The sequence below is a fragment of the Amycolatopsis sp. MEPSY49 genome (assembly GCF_051337345.1).
Taxonomy (GTDB): Bacteria; Actinomycetota; Actinomycetes; order Mycobacteriales; family Pseudonocardiaceae; genus Amycolatopsis.
The window spans coordinates 183,185-202,551 of record NZ_JBDLYJ010000012.1; the positions used below are offsets into that span (position 1 = coordinate 183,185).

26 protein-coding genes are annotated in these 19,367 nt (G+C 72.6%); 15 read left to right on the forward strand and 11 right to left on the reverse strand.

Annotated elements, in window-relative coordinates:
* Positions 1–2: 2 nt before the first annotated feature.
* The 4 genes from ABFJ78_RS39185 to ABFJ78_RS39200 all read right to left on the reverse strand — a co-directional run bounded on the left by ABFJ78_RS39185 (position 3) and on the right by ABFJ78_RS39200 (position 3,999).
* Positions 3–374: a hypothetical protein gene (locus ABFJ78_RS39185; protein ID WP_436392510.1), complete on the reverse strand. Its 372-nt coding sequence runs from the start codon at positions 372–374 to the stop codon at positions 3–5.
* A gap of 34 nt (positions 375–408) precedes the next feature.
* Positions 409–1,617 carry a cytochrome P450 gene (locus ABFJ78_RS39190; protein ID WP_436392511.1) on the reverse strand — a complete coding sequence of 403 codons (1,209 nt, stop codon included), beginning with the start codon at positions 1,615–1,617 and terminating at the stop codon, positions 409–411.
* A 389-nt stretch (positions 1,618–2,006) separates the two neighbouring features.
* Positions 2,007–3,398 carry an aspartate aminotransferase family protein gene (locus ABFJ78_RS39195; RefSeq protein WP_436392512.1) on the reverse strand — a complete coding sequence of 464 codons (1,392 nt, stop codon included), beginning with the start codon at positions 3,396–3,398 and terminating at the stop codon, positions 2,007–2,009.
* Between the two features lie 106 nt (positions 3,399–3,504).
* Positions 3,505–3,999: an Lrp/AsnC family transcriptional regulator gene (locus ABFJ78_RS39200; protein WP_372673043.1), complete on the reverse strand. Its 495-nt coding sequence runs from the start codon at positions 3,997–3,999 to the stop codon at positions 3,505–3,507.
* 170 nt (positions 4,000–4,169) lie between these two features.
* On the opposite strand from ABFJ78_RS39200, the gene ABFJ78_RS39205 reads away from it, so the two are divergent.
* Positions 4,170–5,537: an APC family permease gene (locus ABFJ78_RS39205; protein WP_436392513.1), complete on the forward strand. Its 1,368-nt coding sequence runs from the start codon at positions 4,170–4,172 to the stop codon at positions 5,535–5,537.
* 1 nt (position 5,538) lies between these two features.
* On the opposite strand, the gene ABFJ78_RS39210 is transcribed toward ABFJ78_RS39205, so the two are convergent.
* The gene (locus ABFJ78_RS39210) at positions 5,539–6,087 is read right to left on the reverse strand and encodes a copper resistance CopC family protein (RefSeq protein WP_436392514.1); all 549 of its coding nucleotides are present in this window, start codon (positions 6,085–6,087) and stop codon (positions 5,539–5,541) included.
* A gap of 123 nt (positions 6,088–6,210) precedes the next feature.
* Here ABFJ78_RS39210 and ABFJ78_RS39215 point away from each other — a divergent pair, with 123 nt between their 5' ends.
* The 5 genes from ABFJ78_RS39215 to ABFJ78_RS39235 all read left to right on the forward strand — a co-directional run bounded on the left by ABFJ78_RS39215 (position 6,211) and on the right by ABFJ78_RS39235 (position 9,454).
* Positions 6,211–6,633 (forward strand): hypothetical protein, encoded by a 423-nt coding sequence (locus tag ABFJ78_RS39215; RefSeq protein ID WP_436392515.1) that lies wholly within the window; start codon positions 6,211–6,213, stop codon positions 6,631–6,633.
* Complete coding sequence (locus ABFJ78_RS39220; protein WP_436392516.1) at positions 6,626–7,798, forward strand: PPE domain-containing protein; 1,173 nt, start codon at positions 6,626–6,628, stop codon at positions 7,796–7,798. The genes ABFJ78_RS39215 and ABFJ78_RS39220 overlap by 8 nt, the downstream gene beginning before the upstream one ends.
* Complete coding sequence (locus ABFJ78_RS39225; RefSeq protein WP_436392517.1) at positions 7,795–8,085, forward strand: hypothetical protein; 291 nt, start codon at positions 7,795–7,797, stop codon at positions 8,083–8,085. Before ABFJ78_RS39220 ends, ABFJ78_RS39225 begins: the two co-directional genes overlap by 4 nt.
* An 83-nt stretch (positions 8,086–8,168) precedes the next feature.
* On the forward strand, positions 8,169–8,861 hold the full coding sequence (locus ABFJ78_RS39230) for a hypothetical protein (RefSeq protein ID WP_436392518.1): 693 nt from the start codon (positions 8,169–8,171) through the stop codon (positions 8,859–8,861).
* On the forward strand, positions 8,858–9,454 hold the full coding sequence (locus ABFJ78_RS39235) for a hypothetical protein (RefSeq protein ID WP_436392519.1): 597 nt from the start codon (positions 8,858–8,860) through the stop codon (positions 9,452–9,454). The genes ABFJ78_RS39230 and ABFJ78_RS39235 overlap by 4 nt, the downstream gene beginning before the upstream one ends.
* On the opposite strand, the gene ABFJ78_RS39240 is transcribed toward ABFJ78_RS39235, so the two are convergent.
* Positions 9,366–10,151 (reverse strand): helix-turn-helix transcriptional regulator, encoded by a 786-nt coding sequence (locus ABFJ78_RS39240; RefSeq protein ID WP_436392520.1) that lies wholly within the window; start codon positions 10,149–10,151, stop codon positions 9,366–9,368. The two genes, ABFJ78_RS39235 and ABFJ78_RS39240, sit on opposite strands and share 89 nt — an antisense overlap.
* Before the next feature lie 48 nt (positions 10,152–10,199).
* Here ABFJ78_RS39240 and ABFJ78_RS39245 point away from each other — a divergent pair, with 48 nt between their 5' ends.
* Complete coding sequence (locus tag ABFJ78_RS39245) at positions 10,200–10,973, forward strand: ESX secretion-associated protein EspG (RefSeq protein WP_436392521.1); 774 nt, start codon at positions 10,200–10,202, stop codon at positions 10,971–10,973.
* A 15-nt stretch (positions 10,974–10,988) separates the two neighbouring features.
* Here ABFJ78_RS39245 and ABFJ78_RS39250 read toward each other — a convergent pair whose 3' ends face one another.
* Genes ABFJ78_RS39250 through ABFJ78_RS39265 form a run of 4 tightly spaced genes read right to left on the reverse strand, consistent with a single transcriptional unit; the run spans position 10,989 to position 13,360 of the window.
* Complete coding sequence (locus tag ABFJ78_RS39250; RefSeq protein WP_436392522.1) at positions 10,989–11,384, reverse strand: hypothetical protein; 396 nt, start codon at positions 11,382–11,384, stop codon at positions 10,989–10,991.
* The gene (locus ABFJ78_RS39255; RefSeq protein ID WP_436392523.1) at positions 11,381–11,644 is read right to left on the reverse strand and encodes a YbaB/EbfC family DNA-binding protein; all 264 of its coding nucleotides are present in this window, start codon (positions 11,642–11,644) and stop codon (positions 11,381–11,383) included. Before ABFJ78_RS39255 ends, ABFJ78_RS39250 begins: the two co-directional genes overlap by 4 nt.
* Positions 11,641–12,639, reverse strand: coding sequence for a CHAP domain-containing protein (locus ABFJ78_RS39260; RefSeq protein ID WP_436392524.1), 999 nt, complete (start codon positions 12,637–12,639; stop codon positions 11,641–11,643). Before ABFJ78_RS39260 ends, ABFJ78_RS39255 begins: the two co-directional genes overlap by 4 nt.
* Position 12,640: 1 nt before the next feature.
* Positions 12,641–13,360, reverse strand: coding sequence for a transglycosylase SLT domain-containing protein (locus tag ABFJ78_RS39265; protein WP_436392525.1), 720 nt, complete (start codon positions 13,358–13,360; stop codon positions 12,641–12,643).
* Between the two features lie 138 nt (positions 13,361–13,498).
* Between ABFJ78_RS39265 and ABFJ78_RS39270 the strand changes: the two genes are divergently transcribed.
* From ABFJ78_RS39270 to ABFJ78_RS39300, 7 genes are all read left to right on the forward strand, one after another.
* On the forward strand, positions 13,499–13,993 hold the full coding sequence (locus ABFJ78_RS39270) for a L,D-transpeptidase (protein ID WP_436392526.1): 495 nt from the start codon (positions 13,499–13,501) through the stop codon (positions 13,991–13,993).
* A gap of 12 nt (positions 13,994–14,005) precedes the next feature.
* Positions 14,006–14,770 carry a putative protein N(5)-glutamine methyltransferase gene (locus ABFJ78_RS39275; protein WP_436392527.1) on the forward strand — a complete coding sequence of 255 codons (765 nt, stop codon included), beginning with the start codon at positions 14,006–14,008 and terminating at the stop codon, positions 14,768–14,770.
* 35 nt (positions 14,771–14,805) lie between these two features.
* A complete protein-coding gene (locus ABFJ78_RS39280; protein WP_436392528.1) occupies positions 14,806–15,282 on the forward strand; it encodes an RNA polymerase sigma factor in 477 nt (158 codons plus the stop codon).
* The gene (locus ABFJ78_RS39285) at positions 15,279–15,872 is read left to right on the forward strand and encodes a methylated-DNA--[protein]-cysteine S-methyltransferase (protein ID WP_436392529.1); all 594 of its coding nucleotides are present in this window, start codon (positions 15,279–15,281) and stop codon (positions 15,870–15,872) included. The genes ABFJ78_RS39280 and ABFJ78_RS39285 overlap by 4 nt, the downstream gene beginning before the upstream one ends.
* Positions 15,873–16,198: 326 nt before the next feature.
* Positions 16,199–16,912, forward strand: a complete 714-nt coding sequence (locus tag ABFJ78_RS39290; protein WP_436392530.1) for a 2OG-Fe(II) oxygenase — start codon at positions 16,199–16,201, stop codon at positions 16,910–16,912.
* On the forward strand, positions 16,909–17,286 hold the full coding sequence (locus ABFJ78_RS39295) for a hypothetical protein (RefSeq protein WP_436392531.1): 378 nt from the start codon (positions 16,909–16,911) through the stop codon (positions 17,284–17,286). Before ABFJ78_RS39290 ends, ABFJ78_RS39295 begins: the two co-directional genes overlap by 4 nt.
* A complete protein-coding gene (locus tag ABFJ78_RS39300) occupies positions 17,286–17,774 on the forward strand; it encodes a methylated-DNA--[protein]-cysteine S-methyltransferase (RefSeq protein WP_436392532.1) in 489 nt (162 codons plus the stop codon). The genes ABFJ78_RS39295 and ABFJ78_RS39300 overlap by 1 nt, the downstream gene beginning before the upstream one ends.
* A gap of 1 nt (position 17,775) precedes the next feature.
* On the opposite strand, the gene ABFJ78_RS39305 is transcribed toward ABFJ78_RS39300, so the two are convergent.
* Positions 17,776–18,378 (reverse strand): LysE/ArgO family amino acid transporter, encoded by a 603-nt coding sequence (locus ABFJ78_RS39305; protein WP_436392533.1) that lies wholly within the window; start codon positions 18,376–18,378, stop codon positions 17,776–17,778.
* Between the two features lie 69 nt (positions 18,379–18,447).
* Between ABFJ78_RS39305 and ABFJ78_RS39310 the strand changes: the two genes are divergently transcribed.
* Positions 18,448–19,329, forward strand: a complete 882-nt coding sequence (locus ABFJ78_RS39310) for a LysR family transcriptional regulator ArgP (protein ID WP_436392601.1) — start codon at positions 18,448–18,450, stop codon at positions 19,327–19,329.
* Positions 19,330–19,367: the final 38 nt, after the last annotated feature.

Consider the following 19,367-nt stretch of genomic DNA (forward strand, 5'->3'; position numbering starts at 1 on the left):
CGTCAGTCCTGGTCCTTGGGCCGCAGGCGGATCAGCGGCAGGTCGGTGCGCGACGCGCCCACCAGGTCACGCCCACCCGGGCCGCGCAGCCGCAGCTCGCGGAACCGCACCGAAGACAGCTGCGCCGCTTCGATCGGGTACACGTCGCCGTAGCGCTTGATCTTGTCGACCAGTTCCTTGCCCAGCAGCTCGACCAGCCCCGCGTGGCGCGTCGAGCCACCGCCGAGGGGCACGTCGAGCTGCTTGCGGACTTCGGGGAACCGCTGGTCCAGCTCGACCGCCAGCTGGTGGAGGGTCACGTAGGCCGGGCCGAACTCCGGCGCGTCGGGTCCCGGTGGGATCTCCTTCAGCACCTTGATGAGCTTGTCATCCATCCCGAGCCTGTCCCACAGCGTCACCGCCGCAGGTCTACCAGAGGACCGGCACGCGGTCCACTCCCCCGGTGACCCGGTTCGTCCGCACTTCCAGCTCGTCGACCGGTACCGCGAGCCGCAGCCCGGGGAACCGGCGGAACAGCGAGCCGAACACGACGCGCAGCTCCGTGCGGGCCAGGCTGGCGCCGATGCAGAACCAGCCGCCGTAGGCGAAGGCGACGTGCGAGTTCGGCTTGCGCCCGGCATCGAACTCCGCGGCGTGCGGGAAAACAGCGGGGTCCCGGTTCGCGGCGCCCAGCGCCAGGACGACCGCGTCGCCACGAGCGACGGTGATTCCGCCGATCTCGACGTCGTCGTGCGCGTACCGCAGGACACCGAGGCCGCTCGGCGCGGACAGCCGCAGGATCTCCTCGACCACGCCGTGCACGAGACCGTCGGGGTCGGCGACCAGCGCGTCGCGCCGCGCGAGGTCGGTGAGCAGGTAGAGGACGCCGAGGTCGATCCGGTTGGAGGTGGTCTCGTGACCGGCGAACAGCAGGCCGGCCGCGAGCCGGGCGAGGTCGTCGTCGGTGAACGCGGGGTCGTCGGCCTGCGCCCGGACCAGGTCCGAGACGACGTCCTGCCCCGGGTCACGCCGCTTCGCCGCCGCGAGCCGGCCCATGTAGGCGGCGAACTCGTCGAGAGCGGCTTCCGCGCCGGAACCGATGTCCATCCGGCCCATCCGCTCGGACAGCACGCGGAAGGTGTCGCGGTCTTCGTACGGGACGCCGAGCAGCTCGCAGATCACCAGCACCGGCAGCGGGAACGAGAGGTGTTCGTGCAGGTCGACGGGCTCGTCCCCGCGCCGAGCGCGGTCCATCGCGGCGAAGCAGCCGTCGGCCAGCTCCTGCACGTGGCCGGCCAGCCGCCGGATCCGGTTGGCGGAGAAGGCGGGCACGAGCATCCGCCGCATCCGCGCGTGCTCGACGTGCTCGGTTTCGTGGTCGCCCTGCGGCCGGCTGAGGATGGCGGCCGCCGACAGCGCGGACGCCTCTTCGGGCGCGGGGTGCGAGCGGCCGAAGCGCGGATCGGTGAAGACGGTCCGGACCTCTTCGAACCCGGTGACGAGCCAGGCCGGATCCCCGGCGGGCGTGGTCACGGGCACGACCGGCCCCTGCCGACGCAGCACCTCGAACAGCGGCGCGATCTCCAGGACGTTCGGCCGATCGAACGGCAGGCGCGGGGTGTCCGTGGTCGCGGTCATCGGGTCTCCTCCCGGGCGCGCGGCCGGTCGAGGCTCGGGCGGGCCGGTCACCGGCCGCTCCCCCGGTCCCCCGCGGTCCACGGTACTCAGGAAGCCCGGCGAGGGCGGGGAACACGCGATTCCCCGCCCCTTTCGGGCCAATCCGCCCCCGGCCTCGCGAGCCGCCTTGAATGAGTCATTCAGGTTCTCGGACCTGGTGAAGGACCCCTTCCTCTCATCACATGCGAGGAAGGGCACCTTCAGCACTCGCTGCTCGGTGGATCGACGTCCCAAGACCTGAATGAGTCATTCAAGACGTCGGCGACCGCGCGACTCCGCCCTTTCGGGCCGACGCACCGAAACTGTCGGTACCCTCCGCTAACGTGGAAACCGGGGGCCGGAGGCGCGACCTACAGCATCTTCCACGCCCGGGTGAGCGTGTCCCGCAGGATCTGCTCCATCTCGTCGAACTCCGCCTGACCGCAGACCAACGGCGGCGACAACTGCACCACCGGCTCGGCCCGGTCGTCGGCCCGGCAGTACAACCCCGCCTCGAACAACGCCTCCGACAGGAACCCGCGCAGCACCCGCTCCGACTCCGCGGCGCTGAAGGTTTCCTTGGTCGCCTTGTCCTTCACCAGTTCGATGCCGTAGAAGAACCCGGCGCCCCGGACGTCCCCGACGATCGGCAGATCCGTCAACTTGTCCAAAGTGGACCTGAACATGCCTTCGTGCGAAAGCACGTGGTCGTAAAGCCCTTCACGAGCCATCAGATCCAAGTTCGCCAACGCCACCGCGCACGACACCGGGTGCCCACCGTAGGTGGACCCGTGCATGAACGTCGTCTCGCCGCGGGTGAACGGCTCCATCAACCGCTCCGAAGCCAGCACGGCCCCCAGCGGCGCGTACCCGGACGTGAGCCCCTTCGCCGTCGTGATGATGTCCGGCTGGTACCCGTAGCGCTTCGCGGCGAAGTCGTACCCGACGCGGCCGAACGCGCAGATCACCTCGTCGGACACCAGCAGTACGTCGTGCTTGTCGCAGATCTCGCGCACCCGCTCGAAGTACCCGGGCGGCGGCACGAAACACCCGCCCGTGTTCTGCACCGGCTCGAGGAACACCGCGGCGACCGTGTCCGCGCCCTCGAACTCGATGGCCTGCTCGATCTGGTCGGCGGCCCAGCGCCCGTACGCGACGTAGTCGTCGGCGTGCTCGGGCGCGCGGTAGAAGTTCGTGTTGGGCACGCGCAGGGTGCTCGGCACCAACGGCTCGAAGTCGGCCTTCGCGCCCGGGATGCCGGTGATCGACAGCGCACCCTGCGACGTGCCGTGGTATGCCAGCGCGCGGCTGATCACCTTGTGCTTGCCCGGTTTCCCGACGAGCTTGAAGTACTGCTTGGCCAGCTTCCACGCCGTCTCGACGGATTCGCCGCCGCTCACGGTGAAGAACACGCGGTTGAGATCCCCGGGAGCCGCGGAAGCCAGCCGGGAAGCCAATTCGATCGCCGTCGGGTGCGCGTGACCCCAGAGCGGGAAGTACGCGAGCTGCTTCGTCTGCCGCGCGGCGGCTTCGGCGAGTTCCTCGCGGCCGTGGCCGACCTGGACCGCGAACAGGCCCGCGAGCCCGTCCAGATAGCGCTTCCCGCGGGCATCCCAGATGTACGGGCCTTCGCCGCGCACGATCACCGGGACGTCGGTCTCGTCGTAGGCGGAGTGGCGGGTGAAGTGCATCCAGAGGTTGCTGCGGGCCGCCTGGGCGAGGCCGGCGGCGTCGGCGGAGGCGAGGTCGGCGGTAGTGGTCATGGCTCGGTTATCGCACGCCCTGAGCCACCAAGGCAAGCGATTCAGTCGTCCAGCCGAACTTGTGCGACTAATTCCGAGCACCTACCTTCGGATTTCGTCGTCACCCTCAGCGAGTACCCCACTGGTAGGTCTGCTTCCGCAGCTTGAGGTACACCATCGCCTCCGCGTGCCGGACGCCCGGCAGCGCGCGGATCCGCGTCGAGATCAGCTGCAGCAGCGCCTCGTCGTCCGCGCAGACGGCCTCGCACAGCAGGTCGTAGCGCCCGGCGCAGAGGATCACGTACGCGATTTCGTCCATTTCGGCCAGCGCGTCGCCGACCGGCTCGAGGGGTCCCTCGACGGTGATCGCGATCATCGCCTGCCGGAACAGCCCGACCTGCAAGGGATCCGAGACGGCGACGATCTGGATGACGCCGGAGTCGGACAGCCGCTGCACCCGCTGCCGGACGGCGGCCTCGGACAGGCCGACCGCCTTGCCGATCGTCGCGTACGCGCGCCGGCCGTCCTCCTGGAGCTGCGCGATGATCTGCCGCGAGATGTCGTCGAGCACCGGCGGCGCGGGCCGGCTCGGGGTGTCCTGGCTGCTCACGCCCCGGATCATCCCCGACACGGGTGACACAGGGCAATCCCGGCACGCCGTCACGCCCAGTGACTAAATCCGAAGGCCCACGTCCAGGCAGACGACGATTTCAGTCGTCTTTGCCGCGTTGACAACAACGAATCGGTGCTGTTCCATCCGTCGCACCTTGCCCCCGGCCGGAGGGAACGCCCATGCCCCGCACTCCCGCCCCGCCCGACGTCACCGCGCCCGCCGAAGCGAAGAAGACCCTCACCCGCTCGATCGGCGTCGGCGGCGGCACCCTGCTCACGCTCAGCTGCGTGACGCCGGCGTCGTCGCTGTTCGTCCTCGTGCCCCCGCTGTTCGCCGACCTCGGCACCGGCACCGCGCTCGCCATCGCCCTCGCGGTGCTGCTCTGCGTCGGGATCGCCTTCTGCTACTCGGAACTCGGCACGCTGGTGCCGAGCGCGGGCGGCGAATACGCGATGGTGACGACGGTGGCGAACCGCTTCGCCGGCTGGCTGACGTTCATGCTCTCGTTCATCGTCATCCTCGTCGTGCCGCCGATCATCGCGATCGGCGTCGCGGACTACGTGGCCGCGGTCGCCGAGATCGACCCGTCCGTCGCCGGCGCGTTCGTCATGCTCGCGTCCACCGTGATGGGCCTGCTGAACCTGCGCGCCAACGCCTGGATCACCGGGATCTTCCTGGTCATCGAGGTCGTCGCGATCTTCGCCGTGTCGCTGCTCGGGTTCACGCACACGACGCAAAGCCCGGCCGTGCTGCTGAAGCCGAGCCTCGGGACGAGCCCGATCGGGCTGATCGCCGTCGTCGCCGGGCTCGCCGTCGCGTTGTTCGTCGTCCAGGGCTTCAGCACCGCCGTCTACCTCGCCGAGGAGATGCGGGAGCCGCGCAGGACCGTCGCCCGCACGGTGTTCTGGACGCTCGGGATCAGCGCGCTGGTCATCCTCGTCCCGGTCGTCGCGGTGACCCTCGCGGTGCCGGACGCCGCCGCGCTCGCCGGCGTCGACCTCACCGCGCTGGTGACCGGCTGGAGCAACGCGGGCGTGGGCGCCGCGATCAGCCTGTGCATCGCGGCGGCGATCGTCAACGCGGTGATCGTCATGGTCATCCAGAATTCGCGCGTGCTCTACGCCTCCGCGCGCGACCAGGCGTGGCCGACGCCGGTCAACCGCGCGATGAGCGTGGTGAGCCGGCGGTTCGGCGCGCCCTGGGTCGCGACGCTCGTGGTCGGGCTGTCCGAAGCCGTCCTCTGCTTCGTGCCGGTGGACACGCTCAGCGGCGTCACCGGGGTCGCCGTCGTGGCGCTCTACTTGAGCGTCGCGGCCGCCGCGTTGCGGGGCCGCCGGGCCGCGCACCGCAAGCCACACGTGTGGCGGATGCCGGCGTGGCCGGTGGTGCCGGTGCTCGCCGTCGGGGCGCTCGCCTACGTCCTGGTGGAACAGAGCGCGCTGGACCTCGGGATCACCGCCGGCGTGCTGGTCGTGTCGGCGCTGTACTGGTGGGGTTACCTGCGCCGCCGTCCCGAACGCTGGGTCGTGACGGTCCCGCAGGAGTAGCTCAGTCCTTCCGGCGGCCCATCAGCTGGCGCAGCCCGACGACGATGACGGCGAGCAGGCCGGCGATCGCGACCACGGCCCAGATCCAGCCGGGGATGCCGGTGTCCACCGCGGCCGGGGCGGGCGCCTGGGCCTGCGCGGCCACCGTCGACGCGGTCGTCGGGGCCGCCGTCGTCGCCGGGGCGGCCGCGAGGGTGAAGTGCACGGTACCGGTGAGGTTGTCGCCGTCCTTCGCGATGACCTTCCAGGTCAGCGTGTAGGCCTGGGCCGGTCCGGCGGCCGTCACCGGCGCGGTCACGACCGCCCCGGTCACCGACGGCGTGCCGACCGTCCAGGCGGTGCCGTCGCGGCCGGTGACCTTGAGGGCCTCCGGCGGCAGCGTCACCGGCTCCCCGAAGGTCAGCTTGACCTCCGTCGGCGCGGTCGTGAGCGAGGCGCCTTCGGCGGGTGAGCTGGACTCCAGTTCGGTGTGGGCGGCAGCCGGTCCCGCCAGCACCACGAGACCGACGAGGGCGGCGAGAACGGCTCCGAACGCACGACGCGGGATCATCCGGACATCCTGCCCTATCCGCCCGTGCAGTCTTCATGTCCACCCGTGCACCCGGGTGGGTCGCCCTTCTCAACGCGGCGGGCATTGGCCAGGATGGACGCCTGGGTGGCGAGGAGGACCTCCATGGCGACGGTGCGCGACGAGGCCGACGCGCGGCGGCAGCTGCGCGCGGAACAGCAGCGCGAGAAGAACGAACTGGTCAGCGCGGGGCCGGTGGACGCCGGTGGCATCGAGCTGCGGTACGGCGGGGTCGACGACGCCAAGACGGCGATCGACGCCCACTACGACGAGCTGTCCCGCCACCTCGAAACGGCCCGCGGCCTCGACACCGAGCTGGCCGACGGCAAGGGCCCGGTCGCCCACTGGATGCGCCGCTCGTTCGCGGTGCGCGGCGGCGCCGAGGCCGGCGGGGTCCAGGCCGCGCTGCGGTCGTACCTGGCCGAGCTGGCGACGCTGCGGCAGACGCTGGACACCGTCGTGGCGATGCACCAGAGCAACGACGAAGAAGCCGCCGCGGCCCTGCCGGCGGGGGACGCCGATGCCTGAGTTCCACTCGACCCACCACGCGCCGACCGCGCGGCAGCGGGCCAAGGCCCGGCGGGTCCGCCGGGAGAAGGCCGTCAACAACCGCGAAGCCACGTTCGGCCGGATCAACTGGGACAGCTACGAGCACCGCGAACTGTGGGACATGGTGCAGTCGGCCGTCCCGGCCAAGCTCGGCGTGCACGCGGCCTGGTGGCAGGAGGTGGCCGCCGGCGTCAGTGCCGCGACCGAAGAGGTGTCGGCACTGGTCCGGAAGCTGCGGGAGTCGTGGCAGGGGCCGTCGGCGGACCAGGCGGCGGCCTCGGTGGACCGGCTGACCGGCTGGGCGGCGACGGTGGGCGAGAACGCCCAGCGCGTCGGCGCCGGCCTCGACACGTACACGTCGGTGGTCAGCGAAGCCAAGCACCGGATGCCCGAACCGGTGCACTACTGGGCCGAGCGGTGGTTCCGGCAGGGGTACGCGGTGAAGCGGCTCGACGGCCCCGAGGGCACGTACATGCTGGACCAGCTGCTCGACGACAAGCTGCCGACGAAGAAGGAAGCGGACGACGCCAAGGCCGCGGCGGTCCGGGTGATGGAACAGTACGAGAGCGCGAGCCACGACGTCCGCCACCGCCTGCCCCCGGAGTTCGACACGGCCCCGCCGGTGACCGCCGGCTTGGGTCCGGAGCCGCGGCCGCCGGTGGTCCGGACCCCGCCCGCGCCGCCGGTCCCCCGCGATCCGGTCCCGCCGCCGGACGAGGGATCCCACGACGAGCCGGACGACTCGACGTCGACGGCGTCCGCGTTGCCGCCTGCCTTCACCGGAGTCGGAGTCCCGGCCGCGCTCGACGGGGTCATCGGCGCCACCGGGCCGGGCTCGCCGGCGGCCGGCTACGGCCCTGGCTTCGCGGGAATCCCCGTGGCCGGCACACCGGGTTCCGGAACGCCGGGTTCCGGCGCGCTCGGCGAAGGTGGCCGAGCCGGCGCGGGCCGTTTCGGAAGCGGGACAACGGGTTTCGGACCGGGCGGGACGAGCGGCCGCGGCACGGCGGGCGGGTACGGGATGTACCCGCCGGGCCAGGGAACGCGACGCGAGGAGGACACCGAGCACCGCGACAAGTACGCGAAGGGCTACGACCTGCTCGACGACCTCCCACCGGCGTACCCACCGGTGTTCGGCGAATGACGGGCTTCCACGCCGACCCGGCGGCCCTCGACGCGCTGGCGCTGCGCTTAGAGGACACGGCCGAGGAGTACGCGGCCGCGGCGGCCCAGATCGAAGCGCCACCCGGCGATCTCGGACCAGCAGTGGTGCCGGGCGCGCTCGCGGCGTTGACCGGCGAGTGGTCCGGCCGGATCCGAGCGGCGGAGAGGGACTTCTTCGCAGCGGCAACCGGAGTCCGGACGGCCGCGAAGGCGTACCGGGCAACGGATGCTACGGCCGCCGAGGAGTTGGACCGCGCAGATGGCTGACCGAAATCGCGAGCCCGGCCGCCCTGCCCTCGGCGAACTGTCCGAGCCCCGCCACCCCGCCCCCGGCCAACCGGACCGTGCCGATGCCTGAATTCCGCGGCCTCGGCTTCGACCCGGTCCCCGGCAGCCCCGACACGGTCGCCGAAGCCGCCCGTCGCTGCACCGCCACCGCGACCCGGCTCGCCCACATCCCGTCCCCCGGCGAAATCCCCGAGTGGGCCGGCCGGTCCGCCCGCGCACTCGCGGACCGCGCCGAACGAGCCGCCGCCGGCCTCGCCGCGACCACCGAAGCCCTCCACGCCGCCGCCGGCGTTCTCGAAGACTGGGCCGGCACCCTCCTGGCGAACCATCGCCTGGCCGAGAACCTCGACCGCCGCGCCACCGCGGCGCGCCAAGCCCTGACGACCGCGCACGACGACGTCGAACAAGCCGAAACCGAAGCCCAGTTCTCCCCCGCCACCCAGCCGGACCTCGCCGCCGCCCGCGCGCGGCTCGCGGCCCGCCGAGACGATCTCGACCGCGTCCTCGCCGAAGCCCGCGACCTCGAAGGCGCCCACCACGCCGAAGCGACCCGCGTCGCCGAGCGGCTGAGCGCCCTCGGCGACGGCGCCCCCTTGCCGCAACCACCCGACTTCGCCGACGTCGGCACCCACCTGGAGACCTTCTCGGCCGTCGGGCGCGAGCTGGGCGGCACCGTCGCGAAGACCCCCGTCGTGCCGGTCACGCCGCCGGCGGGTGCCGTCAGCGCGTTCGCCGCGGCGCTGGGTGGCCGGTGAAACTCCCCGCCGTTCCGGGGATCACCCCGGTGAGCCTGGACTCGGTCGAGCGCACCACCGCCGAGCTGCACGCGCTGATGGCCCGGCTGCGCGGCCCCGACGCCGCCCGCGACCTCGGCCTCGAAGCCGCCGCCGTGCAGTGCGCGGAGATCGCCCACGAGCAACGGGCCGGGCTGCTGGCCCTCGTCGAACACCGCGACGCCGATCCCGCCGTGCTCATCGCCGGCGTCGTCCCGGTCGACGGCCCCCTGGCACAAGCCGCCGACCTGGGCTACTTCCTCGCCGACACCACCCCCGGCATCCGCGAAGTCAGCGAAGCGCACACCAGCCGCGGCTACCCGGTGGTGATCGTCGAGCGGATCGGCCTGTCCGGCGCGCAGCTGCAGGCCGTCGTGCTCGACCCGGACCGGCCGCGCGCCGCCGTGTTCACCCTGCACTCCCCCGGCGGCCGCGGCTGGCTGGAGGTCGCCGGCCTGGCCGGGACGCTCGTCGCCGGCGTCGACCTCACCCCCGCAGCGTCCGCTCCCGGAACTCGCGCGGGGTCCGGCCGGTCGCCTGGCGGAACGTCCGCGAGAAGTGCGGGGCGCTGGTGAATCCGCAGTCTCGCGCGATCTCCGCGATCCCCCGCCCCGCCTTCGCCGGGTCGGCCAGCAACGCCTTCGCGCGCTCGATCCGCAGGCCCTTCAGCCGTTCCGACACACCTTGGCCGTCGTCGAACAGCTGGTACAGCCGCCGACGCGAGATGTACAGCGCCTCGGCGATCTTGTCCGCGCTGAGCGACTGCTCACCGAGGTGGGCGCGCATGTACTCCAGGGCTTCGCGCCGGCGGGCCGCGAGCGCGTCGACGCGGTCGAGTTCGACGCGCAGCGCGCTCCGCAGCACCAGTTCGGCCAGGCCCAGCAGGTGGTGCGCGAGGCCGTGCGGGTCGAGCCGCGGACCGGCCGCCACGACGTGCGCCACGGCGCCGGCGAACAGCGAACGCAGCGGCGCGTCGACCTCGACCGGCCGGAACATCAGCGGCCGCAGCTCGGCGAAGGAGATCGACAGCTTCGCCGCCGCGACGGTCAGCATCACGACGCCGGACGGCTGCAGGTGCAGCGTCGCGTCGGCGAACGTCAGCTTCGCGCCGGACTCGGCGACCGCCCGCGGGACCGGACAGCGCAGCAGCAGCTGGACGTCCTCGGGGTCCCGGCGGCCGCCGACGATCGCCGCCCGCGCGGCCGCGGCGCCGGAAGCGCGGACGACGAGGTACCCGCTCGCGGGGACGTCCATCGACTGCGGCTCGGCCATCGGCACCATCGTGCCGGACGCCGGCCGCTCGGCACGGGAAGGGGGACCATGGCGCGGCGCACCGCGACGGCGGCGGGAGTGATCCTGTCGCATCTGGAATTCGATCTCCTCTGGGAGGACCTGGGACCGGGCGGGCCGCCGCCGTACCCGTTCGACGTGCCGTCGCACGGCGCGACGCACGCCGAGCGCGACGACCTGGGCGTCCAGGTGTTCGCCGGCCTTGCCGAAGCGGGTCTCACGGACGGCGACGACGTCGACCCCGAGTTGGCGGACTTGGTCGTGTTGCTGGGTTCGCCGACGCTGAGCGTCGACGCGCTGGTGCTGGGCGAAGCGCCCTGGCGGCTGCTCGCGGCGGCGCGGGACGGCGCCGGCGTGCTCGCCGTGCTGGACGACCGCGACCTGGTGCTGGAGCCGGTGCGCCCGGACGGCCTGGTCCCCGCGGTGGCCCGGATGGTGGGCGACCTCGAAGCCGGCCCGGGTGACCAGCTGCGGCTGCCACGGGCGGCGTATTCGGCGGCGATGGACGCGTACGCGCGCAGCGGGTACGACGCGTTCGAGCGGGCGTTGAGCACGGCCGGGATCACCGGCCGCGCGGTCCGTCCGCTGGCGACGCTGGTGACGGCGGAGCGGTACGCGGCCGGCCAGCTGGCGGCGACGGGCCCGGCCGGCCGAAGCCCGGTCCTGGCCTGGTTCGACACGGCGGCGGGCCGGTACGCGGTGACCCCGGAGGACGTGGGCGGCGAGCCGTGGGTGACGGTCACCCCCGCCGACGGCGCCTGGCTCGCCGACCGCCTGGCGCGCATGGTCGACGACGTCCACTGAGCAGTCTCCCGCGACTCAGGTTGCCCAGGTATCGGGCAGGAACTCGCCGGGTTCGGGGTCCCGCCGGGGCCGGATCCTCGGCCCGGCATCGGTCACGCTCGCGGGCCGCTCCGCGATCTTCGGGCCTTCCGACCCCTCAGGTAGCAGGTCGCCCAGCAGCTCGCGGCCCTGCCGCAAGGCATCCGCGCCAGCCTCCGACGCCAGCCGCCGGATCAGCCCGGCCAGCTCCCCCGGCGATTTGTTCAGTGCCCAGCGGTCGAACCGCAGGTCCACCAGGCCGCCGTGCAGGTCGACCACCAAGGCGACCCCGTCGTCCGCGGCCGTGGCGCGGATCGCCGCCAGCCGTGCCCCGTAGCCGGGTTCCGGGGCCGCGAAAGCGTCGTCAGCCAGCTCCTCGGCCGTCCTGGTCACTGCGCCCGCCAGCTGTCCGGTGTGGTCTCTTCCGCGGCTTCCCCCGGCTCCGGCAACCCGAGGGCCTCGACACCGTCCTGGTTGTGCCACAAGGAAGCCGTGGCCCGCGCCGACGCGGCCGCCGTCAGCAGCAGGATCCGGCGCGCCAGCTCGTCCGGTTCCAGCCGCAGCGCCGCGGCTTCCAGGGTCAGCTCCTGCAGCGCCCCGCCGGGCGCGACCTCGACGGCGACCGTCCGGTCGGCGGCTTTTCCGGTGATCACGGGTGCACCCCTCCGTAGAACGTCGACGCCGACAGCGTGTGCGTGTTCCGGCGGACGGCGTCCCCGGAGTTGCCTTCGATCATCGTGACCCGGTTCCCGTCGACCTTCTCGACGATGCCGATGTGGGTGCTCGTCGACGTGTTCTGCGGCCCGGTGCCGAAGATCAGCACGTCCCCCGGCTTCGCTTCGTGCAGCGAGTTCTTGCCGTAGGCGTGGCCGTTGCGTTCGCCCCAGTGGTAGACGTCGCCGCTGAAGGGCAGGACCGGGATCTTCACACCGGCCTTGCGCCACATCGCCGTCGCGAACGACGAACACCACGCCGCGGTCGGCCCGTACGGGTTCCGGTTGCTGCCCGGCGGGTTCTCGCGCGTGCCCAGTTCCTTCCGCGCCGCGTGGACGATCTCCGTGCCCCGCCCCGAAGCCGCCTTCGTCGGCGCGGTCTTGTCGACGACTCCGTCGTGGGTCAGTTCCTTCCGCAGCTCGCGCAGTTTCTTCGCCGCCGCCTTGAGTTCCGCGTCGACGTGCCGCAGGGTCGACGCCGACTGCCGCGTGTACCGCGGGGCCAGATCGGCGGCGTGCCCGACCGCCCGCATCAGCGCCGCCTGCGTCCCGGCCGCGACCCCCGCGTCGAGAACCTGCTGGGCCTGGGCGGTGTATTCGTCGACCAGCCGTTGCACGGCCGTGTGCCCGCTGTCCACTGTGGACGCCACGTGCGCGACGATCTTCTCCGCCGCCGCGCCGGCCGCACCGGTGACCCGGAGCTCCTTCGTCAGCTTCGCGCTGTTGTGGCGGAAGCCGTCGGCGCCGCGGCCGTGCCAGTGTTCCAGGACCGTGGTGCTTTCCTTGTGGTAGGCGTCGTGCTGGGCGTCCAGTGCCCCGGTCACCTGGTGCAGTGCGTATTCGGCGCGGACGGCGTCCTCGGCCTTGCCGGCGAGCTTGTTGCGGTGCGCGACGAGGTCCTTCGCGAAGGAACGCGCGAGCGCGGCGGTGTCCATGTCAGCCCTTCCCGGTCAACGCGGCGGCGGTGGCCGTCTCGTGCTCGCGATAGGACTTCGCGGCCTTCCCGGCCGCCGACGCGAGCCCGTCGGCGTGCGCACCGACCCCCTTGACCTGCCGCTGCAGCGCCAGCCCGAACCCGGCCAGCGCGTCGGCGAAGCCCGACTCCTCGCCGATCTTGCCGAAGCTGTCGCGCGCGATCTCGCGGACGTCGCGCAGCTGCCCGGTCGCGGTGCCCAGGGCGTCTGCGACGTGCCGGGTCCGGTGTACGTAGGAGTGCAGCACCGCGTCGTCCACCCGCAGCGGGCTGCCACCCGCGCTCGGCCCACCGCCGGTCTTCCCGTGGTACTTCGCGACGTCTTGGGCGGCCTTGCGCGCGGCCGTCAGGTGGTGTTTGTAGGCGCCGTTCGTGTACGTCGACCAGGGCGTGAAGTCGTGACCGTCGCCCGAGATGCTGTGGGCGACCCGCGCGTTGGTGTCGGGGTCGAACAGCCGGTCGTCGGACTTCAGGTGGTACTGGCGGCGCCGCTGCGGGCCGAGCGCGCCCAGCATGTTGATCTGCCAGAGGCCGTAGGAGTCGTCCGGCGGGGTGGCGTTGTGCGCGGTCGTCCGCCCGCCGGACTCGGCCAGCGCGACCGCGACCGCGGTGGTCAGGCCCTGGCCGCGGAACCCGGCCGCGTAGGCGTGCCGGGCGATCTGCTCGGCGCTCAGCTTCGTCATGGTTCGACCTTGTCCGCCCGGGTACCCGTTCCGGTAGGCGCGGTGCACGCAGGGACAACCCGTGTGCACGCGCGGCTCAACCTCCGGGGCCGCTCACCCGTACTGACCACGGGAGAACTTTCGGCGAGGGGACGACGGATGCGCGGAACCGGGGTGCTGACCCTGCTGGGGTTGACGCTGGTCACGGCGTCGTGCGCGGCACCACGCACGACGACGCCGAGCCCGATCGCGGAACCCGCGCCGCTGACCCGGACGTCCACTTCGGCCACCACCACTCCGCCGCCCGCGCCGCCCTGCGCGCTCACGACCGGCGCGTGCGTGAGCCTGGCGCGGCACCTGGCCTGGCTGCTGCGCGACGGCCGGGTCGTGCGCGGCCCGGTCCCGGCCGGCTTCGGGCCGCCGGACCAGGCGACGCCGGCCGGGTCGTTCCACGTCGTCTGGAAGGACCGCGAGCACACCAGCAGCGTGTACGGCACGGACATGCCCAACTCGGTGTTCTTCGCCGCCGGCGGCATCGCCTTCCACGCCGGGCCGCTCGACGCGCCGTCGCACGGCTGCGTCCACCTCACCGACGCCGATTCGGCCGCGTTCTTCGACGGCCTGAACGTCGGGGACGCGGTACAGGTCCAGTAGGCTCGGTCCCTGTTGGACACTTCAGTTGTGGTTTCCCGGCTGCGCGCGGCGGGCTGTGTGTTCGCCGAGGACGAGGCGGACCTGCTCGTCGCGGCCGCGTCGACGCCCGCCGAACTCGAGTCGCTGGTGGCGCGCCGGGTCGCCGGGCTGCCGCTGGAGCACCTGCTGGGCTGGGCGGAGTTCCACGGGCTGCGGATCGCCGTGCGGCCCGGGGTGTTCGTGCCGCGCCACCGCACCGAGTTCCTGGTCGACGTCGCCGTCTCGTTCGCGCCGCCGGACCCGGTGGTGCTGGACCTGTGCTGCGGCTCCGGTGCGCTGGGTGCCGCGTTCGCCGCTGTGGTGGAGCCCCGTGAGCTGCACGCGGCCGACGTCGACCCCGCGGCTGTCTCCTGTGCGCGGGTGAACCTGCCCGGCGCTCGGGTCTATCTGGGAAATCTTTACGACGCGCTGCCGGCGTCCCTGCGCGGCCGGATCGACGTGCTGCTGGCGAACGTGCCGTACGTCCCGTCGGAGGCCGTCGCGACCATGCCGCCGGAGGCGCGCCTGCACGAACCGCGCGTCGCGCTCGACGGTGGTTCTGACGGCCTCGACCTCGCCCGCCGCGTCGCGGACGGCGCCCCGCGCTGGCTCGCGCCGGGTGGGACCCTGCTGGTGGAGACGAGCTCGGGACAGGCACCGGTGTTGAGCGGGATCTTCGCCGCGGCCGGGCTCACGCCGCGGGTGCACGAGTCGGAGGAGCTGGGCGCCACCGTCGTCACGGGTACCACGAAGGTGTGACCTCACATTCGCGCGGCTCCGGACGTCTACAGGGTGTGATCGTGAAACCGTTCGAGCAGATCGTGGCCGAGCACGGGCCGATGGTCCTGCGCGTCTGCCGGGCCGTCCTCGGCCGAGCGGACGCCGAAGACGCCTGGTCGGAGACCTTCCTGGCGGCCCTGAAGGCTTACCCCGAGCTGCCGGCCGACGCCAACGTCCAGGCGTGGCTCGTCACGATCGCGCACCGCAAGGCCATCGACGTCACCCGCGCGCAGGCCCGCCGCCCCCTGCCGGTGGGCGAGATCCCGGACCGCGCCGGCCGCGCCGACGCGTGGAACGGCGACCTGTGGGACGCGCTCGCGAAGCTGCCGGACAAGCAGCGCACGGCCGTCGCCTACCACTACCTGGCCGGGCTGCCCTACCGCGAGATCGCGGAGATCACCGGCGGCACGGCGGACGCCGCCCGCCGCGCCGCCGCCGACGGCGTCAAGGCCTTGCGGGCCGTCTACCCCCTGGAAGGAGCGCACTCATGATCGACGCAATCTGGTCGTTCCCGTTCGAGGCCCAGGTCCTGCCGCACCACATGCACGAACGGCTCACCACCGAAGCCGAGCGCGAAGGCCTGCTGGACGTCGCCTACGACACGGTCGACAGCCCGGTCGGCCCGCTACTGCTGGCCGCGACGGAGGAAGGCCTGGTCAAGGTGGCGTTCGACCGCCAGGACCACGACGCGGTCCTGGCCGCGCTGGCCGAGGCGATCAGCCCCCGGATCCTGCGCGCCCCGGCCCGCCTCGCCGCGGTGGCCCGCCAGCTGGAGGAGTACTTCACCGGCCGCCGCCGCACCTTCGACGTGCCCCTCGACTTCCGCTTGGCGCGCGGGTTCCGCCTGTCGGTACTGGAGCACTTGCCGGAGATCGACTACGGCCACACGGAGAGCTACGCCCAGGTGGCAGCGGCGGCGGGGAGCCCAAGGGCGGTCCGCGCGGTCGGCACGGCGTGCGCGCTCAACCCGTTGCCGGTGGTGGTGCCTTGCCATCGGGTCGTCAGGTCGGACGGGTCGTACGGGCAGTACGCGGGGGGCGAGGAAGCCAAGCGCACGCTGTTGACCTTGGAGGCCGCTTGAGGTTGCGGAGTAGGTGAGGGCCTCCTGCCGGGGGGCCGGGGCCGTGGCGGGGGCCGGAGCGGGCCGGGCCGGAGGCAGGGCGGCCGAATGGCGGGGTGTGCGCTGGGCCTCCTACCTTCCCCTGCCCGCACCTTCCTCCGCTCGCACCGCCCCTGCCCGCGCCTCCCCCTCCCCAGCACCTCTCCCTCCCCGTCTTCCCCTTTCCTCGTCCACCTCGCCTTCCCGTCGCCTTCACTGCCGCACCTTTTGCCGCCGGCGGACAACGCCCGGTCAAATTCCCGGCCCGCCCGATCTCACGTTTCGCTCCGCCAGAGCGTCTACCCAATATGAGCACCTTCGAGAAACGAGTCGCCGCGGCCGACTGGGGCGCGGTGGCCGCCGAGGTCGACGATTACGGCTGCGCGCTCCTTCCCCCGCTGCTCACACCCACCGAGTGCGCGCAGCTCGTCGCCCTCTGGGACCGGCCCGACCAGTTCCGCGCGACCGTCAACCTGCGGCGCCACCGCTTCGGCGACCACGGCGATTACCACTACTTCGCCGAGCCCTTCCCGGAACCCGTACAACGACTGCGACAAGCGCTCTACCCACGCCTGCTGCCCATCGCCCAGGACTGGTACACCCGGCTCGGCCGCGAACCCGAGTGGCCGTCCACTTTGGACGAGTGGCTGCGGGTCTGCCACGACGCCGGGCAACGCAGGCCCACCCCGATCCTCCTCCGCTACGAAACCGGCGGCTGGAACGCCCTGCACCGCGACCTCTACGGCGACAAGGTGTTCCCGCTGCAAGTCGTGATCAACCTCAACGAACCGGGCGTCGACCACACCGGCGGCGAGTTCCTGCTGGTCGAGCAACGCCCACGAGCCCAGTCCCGAGGGACCGCGACGCTCATCCCGCAAGGCCGCGGCCTGGTCTTCACCACCCGCGACCGCCCGGTCCGCTCGGCTCGCGGCTGGTCCGCGTCGCCGGTGCGGCACGGCGTCTCGGCCGTGCGGTCGGGCCGGCGGCACACCCTGGGCCTGGTCTTCCACGATGCCGCATGACCGCCGCGGAACTCGAGGCACTCGTGAAGCTGATCGGCCCGGCCCGGCACGTCGTGCTCGGGACGGCCGCCGATCCGGCCTCGCGAGCCGACGGCGAACGGATCGCCGAAGCCTGGGGCGGCCTGGTCCTGGCGACCGTGACGTGGCCGGAAACGGCGGCGTCGTGGCTGCGCCAGGCCCGGCGGTTCGTGGCGCCGGACCCGGACGTCTGGGTGGTCTGCGCCACCCCGGCCGGCTGGGCGGGCATGACCCGGCGGCTGCTGCGGTCGACGTCGTGGCGTCCTCATCGGACGGTCGTGACCTCGAAAGCGGCCGATGTCCGGGTGCCCGGCCTGCGCGGCACCCGAATCGACGGCACCACTTGGGAGAACTGATGCACCACACGATCATCGACTCGCCGATCGGCGAGCTCACCCTGGTCGGCGACGACGACGTCGTGTCCGGCCTCTACTTCCCGCACCACTGGACCCGGCCGGCCCGAACCGCCTTCGGCCCGCGCGAAGACTCGGCGTTCCCGGCCGCGGCAGCGCAGCTGAAGGAGTACTTCGCCGGCCAGCGCACGGAGTTCGACGTGCCCACCCGCGCCGACGGGCCGGCCTTCGACCGCGCGGTCTGGGCCGAGATCGCGAAGATCCCTTACGGTGCAACAGCGACGTACGGCGACCTCGCCCGGGCCGTCGGGGCGTTGCCGCACGAAGTCGGGGCGGCCGTCGGGCGGAACCCGCTCAGCATCCTCGTCGCGTGCCACCGGGTCGTCGGGAAGAACGGGAAACTCACCGGGTACGCGGGCGGCGTGAAACGCAAGGAGTTCCTGCTGGAGCTGGAACGACCGCCGGCCGACGAGCGCGGGCAGCTCTGGTGAGTCACACGTGGCTCAGCAGCATCGTCGCGCCCAGGCCCGTCATCGTCACGGCGATGAGGACGTCGAGGACGCGCCAAGCCGCGGGCCGGGCGAAAAGGCCGGCGAGGCGCCGGGCGCCGAAGCCGAGGGCGCTGAACCACACGGCGCTGGCGATTCCGGCGCCGAGGCCGAACAGCCAGCGTCCGTCGCCGTGGGCGACCGCGACCGAGCCGAGGAGCAGCACCGTGTCGAGGTAGACGTGCGGGTTGAGCCACGTGAACGCCACGCAGGCGAGCACGGCCTTGCGCAACGGCGTCCGTTCCTCGCCGACGGCCATGACCGACGGCCGGAAGACCCGCCGCGCGGCGAGGGCGCCGTAGCCGAGCAGGAAGAGCCCGCCCCCGACGGCGATCACCCCGATCGCCGTCGGCCACTGCTCCAGCACCGCCCCGATCCCGCTCACGCCGAGCCCGATCAGCACGAGGTCCGACACGGCACAGATGACGACGAGCGGGGCGACGGCACCGCCGCGCAGGCCCTGTTGCAGCAGGAAGGCGTTCTGCGAACCGATGGCGACGATGAGGGAGAGACCGGTCCCGAACCCGGCGAGGAGCAGTGGCAGCACCACCCCACGGTACGACCGTCCTGCGGGATTACTCCAGCTAAAGATTCTTACGTAACATTAGCGCTCGTGATGTCAGATCTCCCGCTCGACCAGGTCAGGACGCTGCTGGCCGTAGTGGACGAACAAAGTTTCGACGCCGCGGCGGCGGTGCTGCACGTGACGCCGTCGGCGGTCAGCCAGCGGGTGAAGGCCCTGGAGCAGCGCACGGGCCGCGTGCTCCTGCTGCGGACGAAGCCGGTCACGCTCACCGAGTCCGGTCAGGTCTTGATCCGCTTCGCGCGCTCACTGGCCCAGCTGGAGCAGGACGCGCTGGCCGAGCTGGGCCTCGGCTCGTCGACCCGGACGCTGTCGATCGCGGTGAACGCGGACTCCCTGGCCACGTGGTTCCTCCCCAGCCTGGCGCACGTCCCGGAGTCGCTGGGCATCTGCTTCGACCTGCAACGCGAGGACCAGGACCACACGGCGGCGCTCCTGCGCGAAGGCCTGGTGATGGCGGCGGTGACGGCCTCGCCGCAACCGGTCCAGGGCTGCACATCGAGCCGCTTGGGCCGCATGCGCTACCGGGCGATGGCTTCCCCCGGATTCGTCGAACGATGGCTCTCGAAAGACCCGCTGCCGGCGTCCCTGCCACAGGCACCAGTGGTCCTGTTCGACCGCAAGGACGACTTGCAGGACCGCTTCCTGCGCGCCCTGACCCGCCGCCGCACGTTCACGCTGGTCCGCCACTACATCCCGGCATCGGAGTCGTTCGCGGACGCGGTGGCGGCCGGCCTGGGCTGGGGCATGGTCCCGGAAATCCAGGCGGCACCCCGTGGAGACGCCCTGGTGGACCTGGCCCCGGACCGGCCATTGGACGTCCCGCTGCACTGGCAGCAGTGGAAGCTGGACTCCCCCGCGCTGGCAGCGGTGGCCGCGGCGGTCGCCGAGGGCGCGAACCAAGCACTCCGCTGACGCCGGCCGGCCGCGACGTCGTGGCCGGCCGGTGAACT